This window comes from Paraburkholderia sp. NPDC080076, assembly GCF_050281145.1.
GTDB lineage: Bacteria > Pseudomonadota > Gammaproteobacteria > Burkholderiales > Burkholderiaceae > Paraburkholderia.
The window spans coordinates 848,436-869,800 of sequence record NZ_JBNNWQ010000002.1 but is presented as its reverse complement, the minus strand read 5'-3'; the positions used below and the strand labels follow the sequence as shown (position 1 = coordinate 869,800).

Genomic DNA, 21,365 nt, shown 5'->3' with positions numbered 1-21,365 from the left:
CCGCACCCATACTGCCGCCGCATCAAGCGGCGGCTGTCCCCGGCGACAGATGGCCCAGCGGCAACGGACCATTGCGCTTGAAGGTGGTGAGCACGATATTCGAACGCACGCTATCGACGCCCGGCACGCGCATCAGTTTCTTCATCACGAACGTCGACAGATAGTTGAGATCAGGCGCGACGATGCGCAACAGATAGTCGGCGTCGCCCACCACGGCATGGCACTCCAGCACTTCAGGCAGCACGTCGATTTGCTGCTGGAATTGCTCGATGATCGAATCGCCGTGGTGCTTCAACTTCAAACTGGTGAACGCGGTGACGCCGAGCCCGAGCTTCTCCGGCCGCAGCACGACGCGATAGCCGTCCACCACGCCCACCTGCTCCAGACGCTGCAAACGCCGTCCGATCTGCGACGGTGACAGCGGCACCTGCTCGGCAAGTTGCTGATGTGTCGCCCGGCCGAAACGCTGAAGCACGTCCAGCAGCGCAAGATCGAAGTGATCCAAGTCGAACATGTCGAATATCCGCATTAAATGATCTGTCGATGCACGATTATTGCATATTCTCATTGTAAACCGCCATCATTGCGCCCTTTCCGCACTCACGCCGCTCTACACTTGCATCACCTATTTATATCAGCCGTCACCGTAGAGCGCAGCATCATGTCCACCGCCAGTACCGCCAAACTGAAAGAGCAATTCGACGCCGGCCTCGAAACCCGTGCCGATTTCACCATCGATCAACCGACCGAACGCTACGGCGCGGTCGATCACGCGGTATGGCAACAGCTTTACGCGCGCCAGACGGCGCTGCTCAAAGGGCGTGTGTGCGACGAGTTTCTGGCGGGCGTCGAAACCATCGGCATGCCGGGCGACCGCGTGCCTTCGTTCGAGGAGATCAACGCGAAGCTCACGCCCGCCACCGGATGGCAGATTGTCGCCGTGCCAGGCCTCGTGCCGGACCAGGTATTCTTCGAGCATCTGGCGAATCGCCGCTTTCCCGTGACGTGGTGGATGCGCCGCCCGGATCAGCTCGATTATCTGCAGGAACCGGACTGTTTTCACGATCTGTTCGGTCACGTGCCGCTGCTGATCAACCCGGTATTCGCGGACTACATGCATGCATATGGCCGCGCCGCGCTCGCCGCCCATGACGCCGGCGCCCTGCCGCTGCTCGCGCGCCTCTATTGGTACACAGTGGAGTTCGGACTGATCCGCGACGCGGCGAGTCCGAACGGCGTGAAGATCTATGGCGCGGGCATCGTGTCGAGCAAGGGCGAAACGCTCTACAGCCAGCAAAGCGCCGCGCCGAACCGCCTCGGCTTCGACCTCGAACGCGTAATGCGCACGCGCTACCGCATCGACACGTTCCAGAAGACCTACTTCGTGATCGACGACTTCGCGCAGCTCTTCAACGTCGCGCAAACCGATTTCGCGCCGCTGCTGGCCAGGCTCGCAGCCGAACCGGCGTTCGCGGCCGGCGACGTCCTCGAGCACGATCGCGTCATCACGCGCGGTTCGCAGGAAGGCTGGCTGGCCGACGGCGATATCTGAAAAGCAAGGCTGACGGGGCCGTCTGCGGGCGGACGGCATCCGTGAAAAAATAGCGGATGCGCACGTCCACCGGCGTGCCTGTTCAGATCAAATGAGGTGGCATCATGATTCACAAACTGACATCCGAAGAACGCGCCACGCAGATCGCCGGCTTGCATGGCTGGCAAGCCACAGCGGGCCGCGATGCGATTCAGCGCCAGTTCAAATTCGCCGACTTCAACGAAGCATTCGGCTTCATGACGCGCGTGGCGATCAAGGCGCAGGAAATGGATCACCACCCGGAATGGTTCAACGTGTACAACAAGGTAGAGATCACGCTGTCCACGCATGAAGCCGGCGGTTTGACAGAGCGCGACATCAAATTGGCTAAGTTTATCGATAGTATTACCGCGTAATACAAACGTACTAGTACGATCAGCGGGTTTAAACGCCGTAATTTGAGTATTTCTGCGGAAATGAAAGGGCTTTGCAGGTAATCCCTTGTCCAAACCTTCAGTTCTACAGGCTATTCTTAAGGTGCACGTAAGAATCCCACGCAAGCCTCGCAACCGTGTCCAAACGATCCGGTGATAGCGTGTGCTGACGCTGTACAATCATCAGCGCATACGGCTTGGAGAGCGCGCTTGCCTCCTTGCACAGAACGAGTTCGTCGCCGCTCGAAGGTGAGCGGCCGCGCCAGAAGTTGATTGCGGCTTCCAGTTCGTGAATGCTTATCTCGGACATGACTTCGTGATCGCTCTCAAGAAAACGCCGGGCCGTCCCAGGTTTTCTTGCCCCTGCGAGGGACTGGCGCGATGCGACAGGTCTGGGGGCGCCAGGTAGGCGCTTCAAGGCCGCTCGATGCCTGCTTCGTGGCCGCTTCGTGCCAGTTCGGTACGGCCACGCCGCACGCTGCCTGTGCAGCAGGCGCCCCGGCGAACCGCTTGCCCAAACGCCTAACCCATTGTACTTGAGCGAAATCCATGCGACTCCTTCTGATCGAAGATGACCGCCCCATCGCACGCGGCATCCAAAGCAGTCTCGAACAAGCCGGCTTCACCGTCGACATGGTCCACGACGGCATTTTCGCCGAACAGGCCCTCACGCAAAATCGCCATGAGCTGGTGATCCTCGATCTGGGTCTGCCCGGCATCGACGGCATGACGCTGCTCTCGCGCTTCCGTCAGAGCAATCGTCACACGCCGGTGATCATCCTCACCGCGCGCGACGAGCTCAACGACCGCGTGCAAGGCCTGAATTCCGGCGCCGACGACTACATGCTGAAGCCGTTCGAACCCACCGAACTCGAAGCGCGCATCCGCGCGGTCATGCGCCGCAGCGGTCCGCACGGCGATATGCCGCGTCCGGAAGTGTCGCTGGGCGGTGTGCGCCTGTCGGGCGTCGATCGCCGCATTTTCAACGACGACAAGCCGCTCGAACTCTCGCCGCGTGAATTCGCGGTGCTCGAAATGCTGCTGTTGCGTCATGGCCGCGTGGTCAGCAAGGCACAGCTGCAAGACCATCTGACGCATTTCGGCGGCGATCTCGGCGACACCGCGATCGAGGTCTACGTGCACCGGGTGCGTAAAAAGCTCGAAAACTGCCGTGTCGAGATCGTCACGGTGCGCGGCTTCGGTTATCTGTTGCAGGAAATCCGTCAGGCCGCATAATCGTCGTGAAGGCCGCACGTTGCATTGCGGCCTGACGGCGCCGGGCCGGCGCCGCGCACTCGGTGCGCATTTCGCCGGCATCCAGTGAAATTTCACGGTGCTTGCGCCGTTGCTACTTTCCCGCGCGTTCGATCATGCCCCAGCCGGCCGCCAATAGTCTGCGCCGCACGCTGCTGCGGCGCCTCGCTGCTCCCCTTTCGCTGCTCGCGCTCATGAGCGGCCTGATCGCTTACTGGCTAGCTTGGCAGTACACGCAGCACGTGGTCGACCGTTCGCTCGCCGATCTCGCCACCGCGATCTCCAAACAGATCCAGATTGCCGGCCCGAATGCGCGCATCACGGTGCCGCCGCTCGCGCAAGCCATGTTTTCGGACCCGGTCGAGCACCTCGTCTACCGGATCAGCACCGGCGAAACGGAAATCGCCGGCGATCACAATCTTCCGCTGCAAGGCACGAGCGTGCGGCGCATGCATTACGCGTACGTATTCGAAACGCAGCATCAAGGCGTGACGGTGCGGGTGGCGCAGGTGCGGGTCGATCAGCCGACGGGCAATCCGATCGTCGTCGAAGTCGGTCAGCCGGTGCATCACCGGTTTCGCATCGCCGCCGAGTTTCTGGTCGCGATCATGATGCCGCTGTTGCTGCTGCTGCTGGCGGGCTGGGTGATCGTGTGGCGGGTGGTCAATCAGCAGCTCAATCCGCTCACCGATCTCGCGGACTCGCTGAACCGGCAAACGCACACGTCGCTGGAACCGGTCGACGAAACCTATGTGCCGGTCGAAATTCGCCCGCTGACCGGCGCGTTGAACGCGCTACTCGGTCGCCTGAAAACGGCACTCGACGGCCAGCGCAAATTCATCGCCGACGCCGCGCATCAACTGCGCACGCCGCTCACCGCCGTCAAGCTGCATGCCGAGCAGGCGGCCATCGCGCGCGACCCGCAGCAAACGCTAGCCGCTGTGCGTGAACTGCGCGCCGCAGCTGACCGCGCAGTGCGGCTGTCGAATCAACTGCTCTCGCTCGCGCGAGCCGAGCCGGGCGAACAGGCGGCTCGCTTCGTCAACGTGGACATGGCCGCGCTCGCGTTCGATACGGGCGCCGAATGGGTGCCGCGTGCGCTGACGTTCCATGTCGACCTGGGCTTCCAGCGTCTGGACGACCCCAGCAACGGCCATCCGTTGATGGCGCGCGGCAATCCCGTGCTGCTGCACGAAGTGATCGCCAATCTGCTGGATAACGCACTCAAGTACGTGCCGCCGTCGCGTTTCGATGGCGGCCGCATCACGGTGACGGTGTCGCAAACGGTCATCGACGAACTGCGCATGGCGGAGATCATCGTCGAAGACAACGGGCCGGGCGTGCCGCGCAACCAGCAAGCTGATCTTTTCAAACGGTTCTTCCGCGGGGACGGTCAGAGCGACGCCGGCGTGGATGGCGGCGCCGGTCTCGGCCTCGCGATAGTCCACGACATCATGGTGCTGCATCACGGCAGCGTGCATTACGAGGACGCACCGGAAGGCGGCGCACGTTTCATCGTGCGCATTCCGCTCGTGCCGATCAGCGTGCAGAGCACCGTGGAACCCGAACCACGGCGGCCGGCAAAAAAATCGGCGCACTCGGCGCCGGTGGATAGCTAACGGTTCAGATGCTCGACGGGCTGCCTGGCGATCACACACATGATCGACTCAGGCAGCCCGGATGTCATTTCTTCTTCGCTCTCTTCGCCGACGTTTTGGCCTTCCTGGCCGACTTCTCGGACTTGCCGTCGCCCTTCTCCTTCTCAGGCGGCGCCAGCATCGTGCCGCGGCACTTACGCGCGCCGCAACGGCATTCATATTCCTTCTTGAGCTTCTTGGTCTGACGCGCGTCGATCACGAGGCCGTAGTCGTAAAAGACTTCCTCGCCTTCAGCGATATCGCGCAACGCATGCACGTACACGTGACCGTCGATTTCTTCGGCTTCGCAGTTCGGCGCGCAGGAATGATTGATCCAGCGCGCGCTATTGCCGTTCACTTTACCGTCAATGACCTTGCCGCTATCGAGTGCAAAATAGAACGTGTGATTCGGTTCGGCCGGATTGTGCGGATGACGGCGCAACGCTTCTTTCCAAGAGATCCGCTCGCCCTTGTATTCGATTAGGCGCTCGCCGGCCGCAATCGGTTCGAGGGCAAACACGCCTTTGCCGTGCACACCCGAACGGCGCACGGCGATCCTGCGTGAACTCATTGAATGAATCCTTGTGAAGAACTGGGGGTGAAGTTCGGCAGCCGTCAGAAATGCCCGCGTCTGACGCGCTGCTTTTTTCTGACGCGGATAGCAAACGCGGCGCCTTGCGAGCGCCGCGTCGACTTGCGACGCTCGCGCGCCACAACCGGCATCCTACACGCTGAATACGGCTTCGTTCAACCGTCAAAAAGACGCGCACGTATGACGGGTTGCCAACTTCACCGTTGTCCGAACGAAATGTCGCCGAACAGTGCCTTTTGCTCGCGCGGTTGCGAACGCCAGTACTGCGGTGGCGCTTCGACCGTCGCGCCCAGTTGTGCCGCGGCGTGCCACGGCCAACGCGGGTTGTACAGCAACGCGCGCGCCAGGGCGATCAGATCGGCGTCGCCGTCTTCGATCAGTTGTTCGGCATGCAATGGGTCGGTGATCAAGCCTACGCCGATGGTCGTGAGGTCGGTGGCTTCCTTGACCGCCTTGGCAAAGGGAATCTGATAACCCGGTTCAAGCGGAATCCTCTGCAACGGCGAGACGCCGCCGGACGATACGTCGATCCAGTCGCAGCCGCGCTTTTTCAGTTCCTGCGCGAACGCGATCGTATCCTCGAGCGTCCAGCCACCTTCGACCCAGTCGGTTGCGGAAACGCGCACGCCGACCGGTTTGTCGGCGGGAAATGCAGCGCGCACGATATCGAAGATTTCAAGCGGAAAGCGCATGCGGTTTTCAAGCGAGCCGCCGTAGTCGTCGTCGCGCTGATTGGCGATCGGCGAGAGGAACTGGTGCAGCAGATAGCCGTGCGCCGCGTGGACTTCCAGTGCGTCGACGCCGAGCCGCGCGGCGCGGCGCGCCGAGGCGGCGAAAGCTTCGCGGATGCGGTTCAGCCCAGGCGTGTCGAGCGCCAGCGGCGGCTCTTCGCCAGCCTTGTGCGGCAACGCGGACGGCGCGTGCGGCAGCCATCCACCTTGCGATACCGGAATCAGCTGGCCGCCTTCCCACGGCGCGTGGCTCGACGCCTTGCGCCCGGCGTGCGACAACTGCATCGTGACCTTGATGTGCGAATGCTTGCGGATCGCGGCCAGCACGGGCACGAGCGCGGCTTCGGTGACGTCGTCCCACAAACCGAGATCGCCGGGTGTAATGCGGCCGTCCGGCTCGACCGAGGTCGCTTCGATACAGAGCATGCCGGCACCGGATAACGCCATGCTGCCGAGATGGATCATGTGCCACGCCGTTGCCTCGCCACGGTCGGCGGAATACTGGCACATCGGGGACACGACGATACGATTGGGAAGCGTCACGCTACGCAGCGTGAGCGGAGAAAAAAGCGCGCTCATGGATTACGCCCAGTAGAAACCCGAGAGCGATCGAGCATAGCACCGCAAGTGATTTAGTGCTGGCCCGCGGACTTTCAGAATTTCAGGGTTTCGCCTCGACCTGGTCGAGCCACTCGCCAAACATGCGGCACGCGGCGGCTTCGAGCGCGGGACCGAACTTCGCGGTCTCGGCCCGCAACTGGCGCGCGTCGATGCCGTGACCAACCAGCTCACCGGCGTTACCGATCAGCCAGGGCTCGAAGCGATCGGTACGGATCTCCGGATGACACTGCAGACCCAGCACATGATTGCCCCAGGCGAAAGCCTGGTTTTCGCAGGCTGGCGTCGACGCAAGACGCGTTGCATTGTCGGGAAGATCGAAGGTATCGCCATGCCAATGCAGCATGGAGGTCTGCGCGCCATCCAGATGACGCACCGGTGACGCGCGGCCGGCGTCGGTCAGCGTCAGCGGTGTCCAGCCGAGTTCGGTATGGCCTGCGGGATAGACACGGGCGCCAAGGGCACGCGCGATCAATTGAGCGCCGAGGCAGATGCCGAGCGTCGGCAAACCGGCCGCGATGCGTTTCTCGATCATGGACAGCAGCGGCACGAGCGTCGGGTAAAGCGCGTCGTCGGTTGCGCTGATCGGGCCGCCGAGCACCACCATCAGCGATGCGGCGACCGGGTTCGGCGCCTCGATGCGAGCAAAGCCGACATCGAGATAACGGACCGGGCGCCCGCGCTCGCCGAGCACCAGCTCGAGACTACCCAGATCCTCGAAGTGCACGTGGCGAATGGCCAGAACTTCGCGATTCATCGGCCTGCCCCACCTTCAGGTTGACTAAAGACTTGCCGCCACGCGGCACCAGTCGGCTGACAGGCGGCATAGGCCGCCTGCCGAAGCCGGCTTGGCAGTGTAGCGGATTGTCCCGGAAGAAGCCGCCTTACTGGGCGAAGATCTTCCAGGTCTTCTTCTGGGTGGCGACGTCGGCCGTCTCGTACACCGAGCAATCGAGGCGCAGATCCGTATCCGACATGTTCAGATCGAGCAACGCGCAATGATGCGGCGTCTTCTTCGGGTTCTTGCTCGGCTCGAAGTGCGTGCAGCTCAGGCACATGCGGTGCGGCGGAATCGTGCCCTGCGCTTCCAGCTGATGCACGGTCTTGAGCAGCGTGCGATAGAACACCGCCTGCTCGTCGTCACGCAGCGTGCCGACCGCCTTGGCCAGGAAGTCCGGCCATTGCGCGGCGCGCTTCGCCGCCGTACGGCCACGCGCCGTCAGGCGAACCGCGAGGGCGCGGCCGTCGTCGAGGGCACGGCGCTTTTCGACCAGCCCTTTGGTTTCGAGCGTGCTGACTGCATCACTGGTCGTCGCGGCGGTGAGCGCCGTTTCACGGGCAATTTCGCCGAGACGCATCGGGCCTTTGCGCTGCATCAGCAAGACCAGAATTTCGCCTTGAGTTGGTGTCAGGCCAGCGCCCTCCGCCCATTCCCAAGCCTGGCTCCGCATTGCCGTGCTCAATCGCAATAGGCTGTGGGTCACCCGCCCGGTCGCCTGTTCTCCGTATACGCCTTCGCTCATAATCTTCGATTGGTTTATTTACAGCTTTCGTACGATGCCGGCGAACTGCTTGCCGACCGCGCCCGTAGCCTGTGTGGGGTAGCCTTGCCCAACTGCGACAAGACGGTTTTCTACTATCTCAAAAATTTACCGCCTTGCAAGGCAAAGCAGCGAAAACGACATTCTATGCGAGAGCGGCGAATCGTACAGCTAACTTATCCAACACAAGCTGTGGATAACCATGGGAAAACTTAGGGATAGCTTGTGCGCTGATTCTTGATAAGCACCCAGGCCCGCTCTACCCGTCCCAAAGTTGTCCTCGTCTACCGGCGCCGATGCGCCCTCGATCAGCTCAGTTATGGTTTACGCAGCGCATTGACTTTGCAGGGAATTATTCAGTTGTCCACAGGCAGATGCAATGCTTGTTAACTACTACTACGTTTGTATACGTTAACTCTATAAAAACCAAAGGCACGCCGAGCTGGAAAATTAATTTACTGAAAAAAACCCGCTCGAGGCGGGTTTCCTTACGATTTGACGTAAGCAATCCTGTCTTTGCCTACGCCCGCCACTGCAAGCACTGTTGCCTGACAGCTTCATGCAGAGACTTCTCCCGTTCGACCACACCGCGTAACCAGGTTGCATCATTGACCTGACCGCGAGCGATCGCGCCGATTTCAGCAAGCGCATTACCCGAACCCAACGCTTCGGCGTGCGGAGCGATCAGATCCAGCGTTTCGAGGATGTCTTCGGAAATCGTCTTGCGCTCACCCGTCTGCGGATTGATGCAGGTGCCGGCAAGACCAAAGCGGCACGCTTCGAAACGATTGAACGTATAGACGAGGTAATCGTCTTCCTGCGGCGTGATCGGTTTGTCGAGCAGCAGATGCCGGGCAAGCGTCTGGATATAGCAGGCAATCGCCGCCGCGCGATCGACCGACAACGGCGTATCCATCACACGAACTTCGATCGTGCCGAAACCCGGCTTCGGCCGGATGTCCCAGTAGAAATCTTTCATGCTGTTGACGACGCCGGTGTGGACCATCTTCGAGAAATACTCCTCGAAGCTATCCCACGTCAGCACGAACGGCGCGCGGCCCGACAGCGGGAACGCGAACACGGAATTCAGTCGTGCCGAATGAAAACCGGTATCGACACCCTGCACGAACGGCGACGATGCGGACAACGCGATGAAATGCGGAATGAAGCGTGACAACGAATGCAACAGATAGAGCGCGCTGTTCGGATCCGGGCAGCCGATGTGCACGTGCTGGCCGAACACGGTGAATTGCTTGGCAAGATAGCCGTACAGCTCGGAGATGTACTGAAAACGTGGCGTATCGACGATCTGCCGCTCGCTCCATTGCTGGAACGCATGCGTGCCGCCGCCGCACAAGCCGACGTTCAGACGGTCGGCCGCGGACACCAGCGTGTCGCGAATCTTGCGCAAGTCGGTGACGGCCTGCTCATGCGTCGTGCAGATGCCCGTCGACAACTCGATCATGCTTTCGGTGATTTCCGGCGTGATGTTGCCGGGGATCTTTTCGTCCTTGATGAGGCGCATCAGATCCGAGCCGGCTTTGGTCAGATCATAGTCGTGCGTATTGACGATCTGCATCTCGAGTTCGACACCGAATGTAAACGGTTTCGAATCGATGAAGGGTTCGAGTGACATGGCGTCCCCTGAGTCAGGTCGGCCGGGTGTGAGTCACATACCCGGCCGTTTTTGAATCGAATATAAGTTGGATAAAGCGTGTCAAACATCGCGCCTTGAGTAGCGCAGCGCGCTCATTGACTTGCGCTTACACTTCACGCCGTTCAGCCACCAGCGCCAGGCTGCGATAGACGAGCCACGGCCCGAGAATCTGCAGCACGAAAATGGAACACATCACGATAGCCCGCAGTTGCGGATCGAAGTTCGGATACAGGTTGTAGGTGTCGTCGACCAGCAGATACGCAAGCGCCGACATCGGCGATAACGACAGACCGAGCGCCATCCCCTGCTTCCAGTTCAAGCCGCTCGGCTTGGCGAACGCCAGCACGCCGACCAGCTTAGCCACCAGGCGCGCAACAATCAGACCCAGTGCCGCGACGCCGCCAAGCGCGATGTCTTTCCATTCAAACGAAGTCAGCGTCAGCACGAACAAAATCACCGTCAGCAACCAGCCGGCCGTGCCGAAATGCTCCGGCCACAACTGCGGACGCGCCTCATGATTCTTCACAATGATGCCGGCGGCCAGCAACGCAAGAATGGTCGACAGCTTGAACAGATGCGCGACCGCAATGGCCAGCAGCACAAGACCGAACAGCGCGACGAACGAGTGCTCGTCCTGCATGTTCAAACGTCGATAGAAGAACGTGCAGGTGCGCGCGAGCAGATACGCGAGCACGAGCGAGCCGACCAGCAGATAAAGCGGTTGCAGGATGGTCGCAAATACGTTGCCGTAAATTTCCTGATGCAGCCAGCTCGACACGAGCTTTTCGATCACCACAGCATACATGCTGTTCAGCGCGGTCAAGGTCAACAAACGCTGGGTGACCTGGCCTTCCGCACGCAATTCTGTTTTCAGCTGAATCACCATGGCCGGCGATGTCGCCATGGCGATCGCGGCGAGCACCGTTGCCACCATTAGCGGCACGTTCAGGAACAGCAAAACCGGCAATACGAGCGCGAATGTCAGCGTAGCTTCGGCGACGCTCGACAGAATCAGCCAGGGATTGCGACGGATCCAGCGCAAGTCGAGCCGGCTCCCGAGTTCGAACAACAGCAAACCGAGCGCGACATCGAGCAGCGGCCGCGCGGCGCTCGCGGAATCCGCATCGATCACGCCCGAACCGGCCGCGCCGGCAATCAGACCAATGACCGCATACCCGGAAATGCGCGGTAAACGCCACGCGCGATAGCAAAGCTCACCGCACAGACCGGCGGCGAGCAATGCGAGACCAGCCCAAAAAATGGCGTCGGGTGAAAGCGGCCAGGCTGGAAAAAATGAAAACGCCGAATTCATCGTGATGGGTTCTCCTTTGCAGCAACGGCAGACGACACGAACCGGCGCAAACACCGGCGAGCGAGTGGGCACATGACGCGCTCACTGTCGCGATCGCTTCGCGTGGCCAGCGTTGCGAGTTTTCAACGATCGGATGATCTGAATGCGCGGCAACAGCAAGGAAGCTGGCGCATTCGGGGTGCGGCCGTAGCAACCGGCACGGTGAAAGAACGCCGTCGACTTTGAATCAGATTCTGATTGAGCGGCACCGTTCCGTTTGCTGCGTGTGCCGCTGTAGAGACAAGGCACGACGCGGAAAAGAACGGCGATTGTGCCATAGCTTTTTCAGCCTCGACCGAAAAGGCGCGAACATGCTGGCAAAACGGTAAAAACGTACGGTATCTCGCCGACATGAGGAAAAACCGACCGTTTTGGCTGCAAATCCGGCCGTGCTACCGGCTAGTTTGAACGCGGTAGATGTGCTTTTCGGGACATCGCCGTGGAAGTTTTGCACGGGTTTAAAGAGCGCTCGAGATCCGCCGACGGGCTCTCGTCCAGCCACGGTCTTTCTGTTTACAGGTTTACCGTATGTATACGTAGTAATAGTTAACAAGATGCCTCGGTTTCTGTGGATAACTCCTGTTTACCGAAATGAATCATCGGTTTGCCGACGGCATAACAGGATGCACAGCATGTGCGGGAGCGGCGCGTATACAAGGGTAACTTTTTGCGCTTTTGGGCAGCGGCAAAGTTACCCCGTTTACGTCCACAACGGTTCCACACCAGTTGCACCGGTAAACGGCGTGGTTATCCACAACTCTCAGTGGATAACTTATCCGGCGAGCATGCTGGTTGGAGTCCGAAGTTAACCCACCGTCCCCTGACGCAGTGCGCGCAACAGGAAGCGCGCCGGGTCGATGTCTTCAGCCAGATCCCGTTCGAGCGGCCACGGTTCGCCTTCCAGTTGCGAGGCGATCAGTTCCGCGCCGAGCGCCGCCCATACGAGCCCGCGCGAACCGTACGCGAAAGCGCCGTACAGGCCGTCCGTGCGCGGCAGGTCGAGCGGCCATGCGCCACGCAGGCGCTGGGCATCGTGCGTTGCCTGCGCTTCGTCGGCGAGTTGGCCGATCATCGGCATGCGATCGCTGGTGACGCAGCGGAACGCGACACGCCCCATCAACGCCGCCGACTGAGCCCGAGCGACGACGCCAGCAAATGCCGGCAGCATCTGCGCGACGCGCTCCAGGTTCTCCAGATGGCCGGCCGCACGCAGCAATGTGTCGGGGTCGTCGAGTTCGTAGGTGGCGCCGGTTAACGTGACGCCGTCTGCGAGCGGCACCGCGTAGCCTTCGCCGATCACCGGCATCTGAAGCGGTGGCTGCACCGTGCCGGCCGGCAGCAAAGTAAGTTGGCCGCGAATGCTGCGAGTCGGCGCATGCCGCAAACCGGCGATGCGCGCGGCATCGTGAGCGCTGGCGACGATCACCACCGGAGCTTGAGCGATGGCCTCGCCCGAGTTGTCGAACACGGTCCATTGGCCGTCGGACCGTTCGATCCGTGCGACGTCCACGCCGAAGCGGCGCTCGAGTAGATGACCCGCCGCGGCGCACTGCGCAGCGCACAGCGACGCCGGGTCGATCCAGCCTCCGTGCGCAAAGAACCATCCGCCGTGCGCGAGCGGCATGCCGACGAGCCGCTGAGCTTCGTCCGGCGAGACAGGCGTCACGTAGTCGGACGGATAGCCGAATGTGGAGATCGCTTCGCTGATCGAGCGGGCTTCATCGTCGTCCGCGGCGATCTGCAGCAAGCCTTGGCCGCCGCGCAACGGCGTGTGACCGAGCCGCTCGAGCGCGGCCCAACGCCTGAGCGTATACAGAAAGCCGGCACGCGTGACGCGCGACGCGACGCTGTCGTCGCGCGAAATCATGGGATGGAACACGCCCGCCGGATTGCCCGATGCGTCCTGCGCCACCGAAGCGTGCCGCTCCAGCGACGTGACGCGCCAGCCGCGCGCGGCGAGCCGTTCGATCACCGCGCAGCCCGCAAGCCCCGCTCCGATCACTACCGCATGTCGTTCATCGACCGCGAGCGGCGCGGGCGGTTCATGACGCCGCACGCGCCAGCGCGGCGCGAAGTGGCCGACCAGCATCGCCCGCTTCCAGCCGAAGCCGTCCACCTTGCGGTATTCGAAGCCGCATTGCGTCAGCGCGCGTTTGATGTCGCCGGCGCTGCTGTAGGTGGCGAACGTGGCGCCCTCGCCTGCCAGCCGCGCGAGCGCCTTGAAGATCGCCGGCGTCCACAGTTCGGGATTCTTGGCCGGCGCGAAGCCGTCGAGGTAAAACGCATCGGCGCGCAGCCTCAAGGCCGGCAAGCTCTCCTGCGCGTCGCCGAACACCAGTGTGAGCACGACGCGCCCTTCATCGAATTCAAGCCTGTGCGTGCCGGGAACGAGCATCGGCCAGGCGTTCGCGAGGGCTTCCGCGAGGCCGGCAATCTCCGGATCGGAAATCGTCGCCGCGACCACCTTGCGTAAATCGGCGACGGTAAAGGGATGCTTCTCAGTCGACACGAAATGCAGCCGCTCGCAACGCGACGAATCTGCGCGCCATGCGGCCCAGGTCATCAGAAAGTTGATGCCCATGCCGAAGCCGGTTTCCAGCACCGTGAACGCGCGGCGGCCCTGCCACCGGTCGGGCAGCGAATTGCCGCGCAGGAAAACGTAATGAGCCTGTTCGAGACCGCCTACGGCGCTGTGATAGATGTCGTCGTAAAGCGGCGAAAAAGGCGTGCCGTTGTCGCGAAAAGCGAGGACGGCGGGGATCAGCGGATCGGTCATGCGCGACGGAAAATGACGCTCGGAAAAATGCCCCCAGAACCCGTCGCTTCGCGCCGGAGCCCCCGAGGGGTGAGGAAACCTGGAGCAGCCCGGCGTCGTCTCACACGCGGGTCGAACGTTACCGCCCGCGCGCGCAGCTCGCCGGAGGGCGAAAAAGACGCGCCGAACGTTGGCAAAAACCAACGTCAGGCCCCGTCCATACTGGGTTTCAGCCCTCGGTTGGGGGTCGTGGAGCGCAAAATTTGCGGTTTCCTTGCGATATCGACCCCGGAACCGCGTAATTCTTCGAAACCCTTATCCTGATTGGGTTTGCGCTGCGCTATCATAGCAAGCGCCGCGAAGGGAGCGGCAGCACGGCCGCCGGACAGTCATCTGTGCGGCGCCATTGGTCCGGAGGGGATCCGGAGCCGGCGCTGCTCGACGGCGCGGCCCGCGCACGTATAATCGGCGCGTTCGCGCTGTTCGTGTCAACCTAAACTCAGAAAGGAACCTTAATGAACAAACAGGAACTGATCGACGCCGTCGCAGGACAGACGGGCGCCAGCAAGGCTCAAACCGGTGAAACGCTGGACACGTTGCTTGAAGTGATCAAGAAGTCTGTGTCGAAGGGTGATGCGGTCCAGTTGATCGGCTTCGGCAGCTTCGGTTCGGGCAAGCGCGCAGCGCGTACGGGTCGTAACCCCAAGACCGGCGAAACTATCAAGATTCCGGCCGCCAAGACCGTCAAGTTCACGGCTGGTAAGGCGTTCAAAGACGCAGTCAACAAGCGCTAAGCAGACTACTGCCAGGCAGTTGACACCCGCCAACGGCGGGTTTTTTTTCGCCTGGGCATTGTGCAGAGGATGGCCGCAACGGGCGTCGCGGCTCGATTCCGCCGAGCGGCGAAAGCCGCTCAGTCGTGACGATGCACGATTTCACCGTGGCCATGACCATCGTGATCGTGGTCATGATGGTCGTGATCGTGATCATCTTCGTCGAAGTCCCAGGCCGGGAACGGATCGGCGAACTGCTCCCATGCTTGCGGTCCCTGCGCGTATTCCTCGTCGGTCAGCAGACACGCGTCGAACTTCGTTTTCCAGACAGTGGGATCGATGCCGACGCCGATCATCACCAGCTCCTGGCGACGGTCGCCGATGCTCAGATCGTCCGGATCGCCGAACCAGTCCGCGGCAATTTCGGCGGCCAGCTCGTCATCACCGTCGGGCCACTCGCTGCGATCCTGAGCCGCCCACCACATGCCCGCCGGACCGTGCCGGCAAGCACCACCCGCCTGCGAGAGCGAACCGGCTATATCGTTACGCGTGGCAAGCCAGAAGAAACCTTTGCTGCGCAGCACGCCCTTCCACTCCTGATGCAGCAGCGCCCACAGGCGTTCCGGGTGAAACGGCCGGCGCGCCCGGTAAATGAAGTTGCCGATGCCGAACTCATCCGCTTCGCCCTGATGAGCATGGCCGTGCTCGTGATCATGCTCATGATTGAGCGATGCCAGCCAGCCTGGCGCGCTTGCCGCCTCGTCGAAATCGAAGCGGCCGGTGTTCAGCACTTGCGCGAGCGGCACCTCGCCGAAACGGGCGACCACCTGCAGGGCGCGCGGATTGATCCGGGCGAGAATGCGTTGCAGGCGCGTGAGTTCGTCCGCGCTCACCAGATCGGCCTTGTTCACCACCAGCACATCGCAGAATTCGATCTGCTCGATCAGCAGTTCGACCAGCGTGCGATCGTCTTCCTCGGTCGCGGCGATGCCACGCTCGGCAAGCGCGTCGGCCGAACCGTAGTCGCGCAGGAAGTTGAACGCATCGACCACGGTCACCATCGTGTCGAGCCGGGCGACGTCGGAGAGCGACGCACCTTCATCGTCGACGAAGCTGAAGGTCTCGGCGATCGGCATCGGCTCGGCCACGCCGGTCGATTCGATCAGGATCGCGTCGAAACGCCGCTCTCCGGCCAGACGCTTGATCTCGACCCGCAGATCGTCGCGCAGCGTGCAGCAGATGCAACCGTTCGACAACTCGACGAGTTGTTCCTCGACGTGAGAAAGCGCGGCGGCATCGCGCACGAGGGTCGCGTCGATATTGACGGCGGCCAGATCGTTGACGATCACGGCCACGCGTAAGCCGACGCGATTCGCGAGGATGTGATTCAGGAGCGTGGTCTTGCCGGCGCCCAGAAAACCGGAGAGCACGGTGACGGGCAATAGCGGCTGGTTCATTGCAGTACGGGAAAACTAGAGGTTTGAAGGCGTGCCTGGCTGAGGGCGTATAATGCAGACCGCAACCGGGCCGAGCCTCGAAGGCTGCACGAAGCCGCATTGTGCATCAAAACGGACGGAGGCCGCGTGACAGGCGGGATCAGCGCGCAGCCGGCATCAGATTCCACTTGCGCAGGATCGCGGCGATCTGCTGCGAGTACTTGTCCCGCAGCGCCGGCGTCTCGGAGTGATAGGCGCCGATTGCCTGCCAGGTGTTGCCGTACTTGTTCATCTGGCGGCGCAGATGCCATGCCGCTATGTAGACGTTCTTGCACGGTTCCATCAACGTGCCCTGCGAGATGCCGTACTGTGCGAGCGTGGGCAGATGGATCGAATTGATCTGCATCACCCCGTAGTCGGTCGAGCCGTTCGCATTCTTATGCGTTGCGTCGGGGCGATTATGCGACTCCTGCCACGCGATGGCGCGCAGAATCAAGGGGTTGACCTTCTGATATTTCGCTGCTTCATCAAAGCAATCGGCGCGTGCGGACCCTGCTGCTACCAGCACGGCAAGTCCTACGGCGACGGTGACGAAGCTTCGTTTCATCAGTCAAGACCACTAAGCAAAGGGCAAGAGTAAGGTTCGGTAAGGCGTCGCATCGGCCATACTTCAGCCACTGACAGCCGCCGAGCCGCGCTGGCCGGGCGTTGGTCTGACACTGGGGTAAACCCGCGTCGGCATCTCGCAACCAGGGACTCGAACGGCTCGTATGATACCGGCAGGCGGACCCCCGTCAAGTTGGCTAACCGACATAAGAGAGCAGAAAACGAAGCGTTTTCGAGCTCATTCGTACGACTATCCATTAGCTTTCAATTGTTTGACAACAGGTGGCGGCCTCTAGAGAAATCGCACGAGGCGGTTCGTTTTGTGACAAATCCGACATGAAAAACTGTTACTGTTCATTTTTTTCGGACATCGGACGGCGGGCAACGAGGACGATGATCGTCAGCGAGGCCGGCCGGCAGATCGACAGGGCGGCGGCCTGCTCCCATGTCCGCACTGCATGACCGTCGGCGGCTACGGCTGTTGGCATCGATACCCTATTCCATGAGAAGAAATCGTATGGCTTTGCGTCGCGTTGCAACGGCGCTGCTGGTGGCTGGCTTGATCACCGCGCAGACAGCACAGGCACAGGTGACACTCAACTTCGTCAACGCGGACATCGATCAGGTGGCCAAGGCGATTGGCGCGGCAACCGGCAAAACAATCATCGTCGATCCGCGCGTGAAAGGTCAGTTGAATCTCGTGTCGGAAAACGCGGTGCCTGAAGATCAGGCGCTGAAAACCTTGCAGTCCGCGTTGCGGATGCAGGGCTTCGCGCTCGTGCAGGACCACGGCGTACTGAAAGTCGTGCCCGAGGCCGACGCGAAGCTGCAAGGCGTGCCGACCTATGTCGGCAATACGCCTACGGCGCGCGGCGACCAGGTGGTCACGCAAGTGTTCGTGCTGAAGAACGAATCGGCCAACAATCTGTTGCCCGTGCTGCGTCCGCTCATCTCGCCGAACAATACCGTGGCGGCCTACCCAGCCAACAACACGATTGTAGTCACCGATTACGCCGACAACGTGCGGCGTATTGCCCAGATCATCCAGGGTGTGGATTCGGCGGCGGGCCAATCGGTATCGGTGGTGCAGCTGAAGAACGCCAACGCGATCGACATCGCCACGCAACTGAACAAGATGCTCGACCCCGGCTCGATCGGCAGTACCGACGCGACGCTGAAGGTGTCGGTCACCGCCGACCCGCGCACCAACTCGCTTCTGATCCGCGCGTCGAACGGCGCGCGTCTCGCGGCGGCGAAGCAGCTGGCGAAGGAACTCGACACGCCGACCACCATGCCCGGCAACATCCACGTCGTGCCGCTGCGTAACGCGGACGCGACGAAGCTCGCCAAGACCTTGCGCGGCATGTTCGGCAAAGGCGGCGGCGACAACTCGTCGGGCAACGCGAACGACGCGAATTCGTTCAACCAGAATAGCGGCGGCGGCCTGGGCGGCAATAATTCGACGGGCTCGTCGGGTACGCCACCGCTGCCGTCGGGCGGACTCGGCAACAGCTCGCTGTCTTCGCCGATGGGCGGCGGCAGCGGAGGCGGGTACGGTGCGGGCGGCAGCAACAATGCCGGCGGCCTGCTCGGCAGCGACAAGGACAAGAGCGACGACAATCAGCAAGGCGGGATGATCCAGGCGGACTCCGCGACGAACTCGCTGATCATCACGGCGGCCGAGCCGGTGTACCGCAATCTGCGCGCGGTGATCGACCAGCTCGACGCACGGCGCGCGCAGGTTTATCTCGAGGCGTTAATTGTCGAATTGAACTCGAACACGGCCGGCAATCTCGGCATTCAGTGGCAGGTTGCGAACAACTCGATATTCGCCGGCACCAATCTGGCGACCGGCAGCGGCAACAGCATCATCAATCTGACGGCGGGGGCCGCAGCGGCCGGGGCCACCGGCGGTCTTGCTACCGCGCTCGCCACCCAACAGTTGCAGCAAGGGCTGAACGTCGGCTGGATTCACAACATCTTCGGGGTGCAGGGCCTTGGCGCACTGTTGCAGGCACTCTCGACGACCGCCGATGCGAACGTGCTGTCAACGCCTAACCTCATCACGCTCGACAACGAGGAAGCGAAGATCGTCGTCGGTACAAACGTGCCGATCCAGACGGGTTCATATTCGAACCTCACGAGCGCCACCGCGACGTCGGCGTTCAATACTTTCGACCGCGTCGACGTCGGCCTGACGCTGCACGTTAAGCCGCAGATCACCGACGGCGGCATTCTCAAGCTGCAGCTCTACACCGAAGACTCGGCGATCGTGACCGGCACGACCAACGCGACGACCAACCCGGCCGGCCCGGAATTCACCAAGCGGTCGATCCAGTCGACGGTGCTCGCCGATAACGGCGAGATCATCGTGCTGGGTGGCCTGATGCAGGACAACTACCAGGTCACCAACAACAAGGTGCCGCTGCTCGGCGATATTCCGTGGATCGGCCAGTTGTTCCGCTCGGAACAGAAGACTCGCAACAAGACCAACCTGATGGTGTTCCTGCGCCCAGTGATCATCAACGATCGCAGTACCGCTCAGGCTGTGACGTCCAATCGCTACGACTACATCCAGGGCGTGCAGGGCGCGTACAAGCAGGACAACAACGTGATGAAGGACAATGACGATCCGGTGGTTCCGCCGATGCCGATCGGTCCGAGCCAGGGCGGTTCGCCCGCGATGAATCTGTTCGATCTCGACAAGATGCGCCGTCAGCAGCTGACGCCGCCGCCGGCCAACGCTGGCCCGGCCACCGTCGGCCCGGCGCCGGCCACGAACGGCACCGTGCAGACCAATCCGGTCACCGTGGCGCCTTCCACGCAGAGCAGTCCGGTCACTGTGGCGCCTTCCACCGCGTCGCCTGGAGTGCGGCCGTGAGCACGCCGTCCACGCCGCCGTCAGCGTCTGCGTCGCCCGCAGCGGTGCGAGCCGGTGCCGCGACACAAGCCGCGGCGATGTCGCCCGCGGGTGTAACCGAGCATGCCGTGCGCGAGGCGCCTTCGGCCATCGCCGCGCGGCTCGTGCCCTACGGTTTTGCCCGTGCCGGCCAGATTCTGGTCGCGCATCAGCACGCGGACAGCCTCGAAGTCTGGATCAGCGAACGCACGAGCGACGCCGCGCTTTCCGAAGTGGCACGCAACTTCGGCGCAGTGTCGATCGTACGTCTGCCCGCCGACGAGCTCACGCAGGCGATCAACCAGGCGTATGCGCGCCAGGACGGCAGCGCTGCGCAGGTGGTCGGCGAAGTGGAAGGCGAAGTCGATCTCTCGCGCCTCATGCAGGACATTCCCGAGGTCGAGGATCTGCTGGAGTCGGAAGACGACGCGCCGATCATCCGCATGATCAACGCGTTGCTCACGCAAGCGGCGCGCGAGCAGGCATCGGATATTCACATCGAGCCGTTCGAGACTTCTTCTGTGGTGCGCTTTCGCGTCGATGGCACGTTGCGCGACGTGGTGCGGCCGAAGAAAGCGCTGCACGGCGCGCTGATCTCGCGGATCAAGATCATGGCGCAGCTCGACATCGCCGAGAAGCGTTTGCCGCAGGACGGCCGTATCACGCTGCGCGTGGGCGGCCGCCCGGTCGACGTGCGCGTCTCGACGCTGCCGACCGGCCACGGCGAACGCGCGGTGCTGCGTCTGCTGGAAAAAGATGCGTCACGCCTGAACCTCGAAGCGCTCGGCATGGGACCGGATACGCTCGGCAAGTTCGACAAGCTGATCGGCCGGCCGCACGGGATCGTGCTGGTGACCGGGCCGACCGGCTCCGGTAAAACGACCACGCTGTATGCGGCGATGTCGCGGCTCGAAACCGCGACCACCAACATCATGACGGTCGAAGATCCGATCGAATACGACCTGTCCGGCATCGGCCAGACGCAGGTCAACGAACGGATCGGCATGACCTTCGCGCGGGCGCTGCGCTCGATTCTGCGGCAGGACCCGGACGTCATCATGATCGGTGAAATCCGTGACCTGGAGACCGCGCAGATCGCGGTGCAGGCATCGCTGACGGGCCACCTCGTGCTGGCCACGCTGCACACCAACGACGCGGCATCCGCAGTGACCCGTTTGACCGACATGGGCGTGGAGCCGTATCTGCTGGCGTCGTCGCTGCTCGGCGTGCTGGCGCAGCGACTCGTGCGGCGACTGTGCCCGGTGTGCCGCGAAGAGCGTGTCGAAGAAGACGGCAGCGTGCGCTGGCATCCGGTCGGTTGCGACCGGTGCGGCCACTCTGGTTATGCGGGACGGCGCGGCGTCTACGAACTGCTGCTGATCGACGACAACATCCGTACGCTGGTTCACCGCAACGCAGCCGATGCGGAAATTCTCGCGGCCGGTCGTGCGCAAGGCATGCGCACGCTGCGTGAGGATGCGGACCGCTGGCTCGCTTCCGGGCTGACATCGCTCGAAGAAGTGATCCGCGTGACGGGCGGAGCATAAGCG

At 62.1% G+C, this 21,365-nt stretch carries 19 protein-coding genes; 7 read left to right on the top strand and 12 right to left on the bottom strand.

The annotated features are described in order from the left end of the window. Positions 1-22: 22 nt before the first annotated feature. Entirely contained in the window at positions 23-514 is a 492-nt protein-coding gene (locus tag ACQKRQ_RS11245; protein ID WP_132376515.1) for an Lrp/AsnC family transcriptional regulator, read from the bottom strand. Positions 515-661: 147 nt separating this feature from the next. Here ACQKRQ_RS11245 and phhA point away from each other — a divergent pair, with 147 nt between their 5' ends. Together phhA and ACQKRQ_RS11235 are read left to right on the top strand one after the other, a co-directional pair. Further along, on the top strand, positions 662-1,552 hold the full coding sequence (gene phhA / locus ACQKRQ_RS11240) for a phenylalanine 4-monooxygenase (RefSeq protein WP_427476935.1): 891 nt from the start codon (positions 662-664) through the stop codon (positions 1,550-1,552). 104 nt (positions 1,553-1,656) lie between these two features. After that, positions 1,657-1,947 (top strand): 4a-hydroxytetrahydrobiopterin dehydratase, encoded by a 291-nt coding sequence (locus tag ACQKRQ_RS11235; protein WP_132376513.1) that lies wholly within the window; start codon positions 1,657-1,659, stop codon positions 1,945-1,947. 103 nt (positions 1,948-2,050) lie between these two features. On the opposite strand, the gene ACQKRQ_RS11230 is transcribed toward ACQKRQ_RS11235, so the two are convergent. Beyond that, positions 2,051-2,275 carry a DUF3717 domain-containing protein gene (locus ACQKRQ_RS11230; protein ID WP_427476933.1) on the bottom strand — a complete coding sequence of 75 codons (225 nt, stop codon included), beginning with the start codon at positions 2,273-2,275 and terminating at the stop codon, positions 2,051-2,053. 239 nt (positions 2,276-2,514) lie between these two features. Between ACQKRQ_RS11230 and ACQKRQ_RS11225 the strand changes: the two genes are divergently transcribed. Beyond that, positions 2,515-3,201, top strand: coding sequence for a response regulator (locus ACQKRQ_RS11225; protein ID WP_013590077.1), 687 nt, complete (start codon positions 2,515-2,517; stop codon positions 3,199-3,201). A 134-nt stretch (positions 3,202-3,335) separates the two neighbouring features. Continuing rightward, on the top strand, positions 3,336-4,838 hold the full coding sequence (locus tag ACQKRQ_RS11220) for a sensor histidine kinase N-terminal domain-containing protein (protein ID WP_427476931.1): 1,503 nt from the start codon (positions 3,336-3,338) through the stop codon (positions 4,836-4,838). Positions 4,839-4,902: 64 nt separating this feature from the next. Here ACQKRQ_RS11220 and ACQKRQ_RS11215 read toward each other — a convergent pair whose 3' ends face one another. The 7 genes from ACQKRQ_RS11215 to mnmC all read right to left on the bottom strand — a co-directional run bounded on the left by ACQKRQ_RS11215 (position 4,903) and on the right by mnmC (position 14,122). Beyond that, positions 4,903-5,427 (bottom strand): SET domain-containing protein, encoded by a 525-nt coding sequence (locus ACQKRQ_RS11215; protein ID WP_427476929.1) that lies wholly within the window; start codon positions 5,425-5,427, stop codon positions 4,903-4,905. A 218-nt stretch (positions 5,428-5,645) separates the two neighbouring features. Continuing rightward, positions 5,646-6,758, bottom strand: coding sequence for an NADH:flavin oxidoreductase/NADH oxidase (locus ACQKRQ_RS11210; protein WP_408176342.1), 1,113 nt, complete (start codon positions 6,756-6,758; stop codon positions 5,646-5,648). A gap of 82 nt (positions 6,759-6,840) precedes the next feature. Next, complete coding sequence (locus tag ACQKRQ_RS11205; protein ID WP_132376508.1) at positions 6,841-7,554, bottom strand: glutamine amidotransferase; 714 nt, start codon at positions 7,552-7,554, stop codon at positions 6,841-6,843. 127 nt (positions 7,555-7,681) lie between these two features. Beyond that, positions 7,682-8,320 carry a MarR family winged helix-turn-helix transcriptional regulator gene (locus ACQKRQ_RS11200; protein ID WP_132376507.1) on the bottom strand — a complete coding sequence of 213 codons (639 nt, stop codon included), beginning with the start codon at positions 8,318-8,320 and terminating at the stop codon, positions 7,682-7,684. Between the two features lie 538 nt (positions 8,321-8,858). Further along, a complete protein-coding gene (locus tag ACQKRQ_RS11195) occupies positions 8,859-9,974 on the bottom strand; it encodes a YbdK family carboxylate-amine ligase (protein ID WP_132376506.1) in 1,116 nt (371 codons plus the stop codon). A 127-nt stretch (positions 9,975-10,101) separates the two neighbouring features. Next, positions 10,102-11,307: a cation:proton antiporter gene (locus tag ACQKRQ_RS11190; RefSeq protein ID WP_132376505.1), complete on the bottom strand. Its 1,206-nt coding sequence runs from the start codon at positions 11,305-11,307 to the stop codon at positions 10,102-10,104. 844 nt (positions 11,308-12,151) lie between these two features. Beyond that, on the bottom strand, positions 12,152-14,122 hold the full coding sequence (gene mnmC / locus ACQKRQ_RS11185; RefSeq protein WP_427476926.1) for a bifunctional tRNA (5-methylaminomethyl-2-thiouridine)(34)-methyltransferase MnmD/FAD-dependent 5-carboxymethylaminomethyl-2-thiouridine(34) oxidoreductase MnmC: 1,971 nt from the start codon (positions 14,120-14,122) through the stop codon (positions 12,152-12,154). Between the two features lie 494 nt (positions 14,123-14,616). On the opposite strand from mnmC, the gene ACQKRQ_RS11180 reads away from it, so the two are divergent. Continuing rightward, positions 14,617-14,895, top strand: coding sequence for an HU family DNA-binding protein (locus ACQKRQ_RS11180; RefSeq protein ID WP_006050811.1), 279 nt, complete (start codon positions 14,617-14,619; stop codon positions 14,893-14,895). Between the two features lie 119 nt (positions 14,896-15,014). Here the strand turns inward: ACQKRQ_RS11180 and ACQKRQ_RS11175 are convergent, their stop codons facing one another. From ACQKRQ_RS11175 to ACQKRQ_RS11165, 3 genes are all read right to left on the bottom strand, one after another. Then, a complete protein-coding gene (locus ACQKRQ_RS11175; RefSeq protein ID WP_427476923.1) occupies positions 15,015-16,331 on the bottom strand; it encodes a GTP-binding protein in 1,317 nt (438 codons plus the stop codon). A gap of 139 nt (positions 16,332-16,470) precedes the next feature. Beyond that, positions 16,471-16,917, bottom strand: a complete 447-nt coding sequence (locus tag ACQKRQ_RS11170) for a lytic transglycosylase domain-containing protein (protein ID WP_132376502.1) — start codon at positions 16,915-16,917, stop codon at positions 16,471-16,473. Positions 16,918-17,263: 346 nt separating this feature from the next. After that, positions 17,264-17,404, bottom strand: coding sequence for a hypothetical protein (locus ACQKRQ_RS11165; protein WP_408431482.1), 141 nt, complete (start codon positions 17,402-17,404; stop codon positions 17,264-17,266). Between the two features lie 29 nt (positions 17,405-17,433). Here ACQKRQ_RS11165 and gspD point away from each other — a divergent pair, with 29 nt between their 5' ends. Both gspD and gspE read left to right on the top strand, forming a co-directional pair. Then, on the top strand, positions 17,434-19,797 hold the full coding sequence (gspD, locus tag ACQKRQ_RS11160) for a type II secretion system secretin GspD (RefSeq protein WP_427476921.1): 2,364 nt from the start codon (positions 17,434-17,436) through the stop codon (positions 19,795-19,797). After that, entirely contained in the window at positions 19,794-21,362 is a 1,569-nt protein-coding gene (gene gspE, locus ACQKRQ_RS11155; RefSeq protein WP_132376500.1) for a type II secretion system ATPase GspE, read from the top strand. Before gspD ends, gspE begins: the two co-directional genes overlap by 4 nt. The last annotated feature ends 3 nt before the right edge of the window (positions 21,363-21,365 follow it).

Bases quoted from the DNA above. Each gene is read 5' to 3' on its own strand.
- ACQKRQ_RS11205 (WP_132376508.1), bottom strand. From the start codon at position 7,554: ATGAATCGCGAAGTTCTGGCCATTCGCCACGTGCACTTCGAGGATCTG.
- ACQKRQ_RS11225 (WP_013590077.1), top strand. From the start codon at position 2,515: ATGCGACTCCTTCTGATCGAAGATGACCGCCCCATCGCACGCGGCATC.
- ACQKRQ_RS11195 (WP_132376506.1), bottom strand. From the start codon at position 9,974: ATGTCACTCGAACCCTTCATCGATTCGAAACCGTTTACATTCGGTGTC.
- mnmC (WP_427476926.1), bottom strand. From the start codon at position 14,122: ATGACCGATCCGCTGATCCCCGCCGTCCTCGCTTTTCGCGACAACGGC.
- ACQKRQ_RS11175 (WP_427476923.1), bottom strand. From the start codon at position 16,331: ATGAACCAGCCGCTATTGCCCGTCACCGTGCTCTCCGGTTTTCTGGGC.
- ACQKRQ_RS11215 (WP_427476929.1), bottom strand. From the start codon at position 5,427: ATGAGTTCACGCAGGATCGCCGTGCGCCGTTCGGGTGTGCACGGCAAA.
- ACQKRQ_RS11220 (WP_427476931.1), top strand. From the start codon at position 3,336: ATGCCCCAGCCGGCCGCCAATAGTCTGCGCCGCACGCTGCTGCGGCGC.
- ACQKRQ_RS11165 (WP_408431482.1), bottom strand. From the start codon at position 17,404: ATGCCAACAGCCGTAGCCGCCGACGGTCATGCAGTGCGGACATGGGAG.
- gspD (WP_427476921.1), top strand. From the start codon at position 17,434: ATGGCTTTGCGTCGCGTTGCAACGGCGCTGCTGGTGGCTGGCTTGATC.
- ACQKRQ_RS11210 (WP_408176342.1), bottom strand. From the start codon at position 6,758: ATGAGCGCGCTTTTTTCTCCGCTCACGCTGCGTAGCGTGACGCTTCCC.
- phhA (WP_427476935.1), top strand. From the start codon at position 662: ATGTCCACCGCCAGTACCGCCAAACTGAAAGAGCAATTCGACGCCGGC.
- ACQKRQ_RS11245 (WP_132376515.1), bottom strand. From the start codon at position 514: ATGTTCGACTTGGATCACTTCGATCTTGCGCTGCTGGACGTGCTTCAG.
- ACQKRQ_RS11180 (WP_006050811.1), top strand. From the start codon at position 14,617: ATGAACAAACAGGAACTGATCGACGCCGTCGCAGGACAGACGGGCGCC.
- ACQKRQ_RS11190 (WP_132376505.1), bottom strand. From the start codon at position 11,307: ATGAATTCGGCGTTTTCATTTTTTCCAGCCTGGCCGCTTTCACCCGAC.
- ACQKRQ_RS11235 (WP_132376513.1), top strand. From the start codon at position 1,657: ATGATTCACAAACTGACATCCGAAGAACGCGCCACGCAGATCGCCGGC.
- ACQKRQ_RS11170 (WP_132376502.1), bottom strand. From the start codon at position 16,917: ATGAAACGAAGCTTCGTCACCGTCGCCGTAGGACTTGCCGTGCTGGTA.
- ACQKRQ_RS11200 (WP_132376507.1), bottom strand. From the start codon at position 8,320: ATGAGCGAAGGCGTATACGGAGAACAGGCGACCGGGCGGGTGACCCAC.
- ACQKRQ_RS11230 (WP_427476933.1), bottom strand. From the start codon at position 2,275: ATGTCCGAGATAAGCATTCACGAACTGGAAGCCGCAATCAACTTCTGG.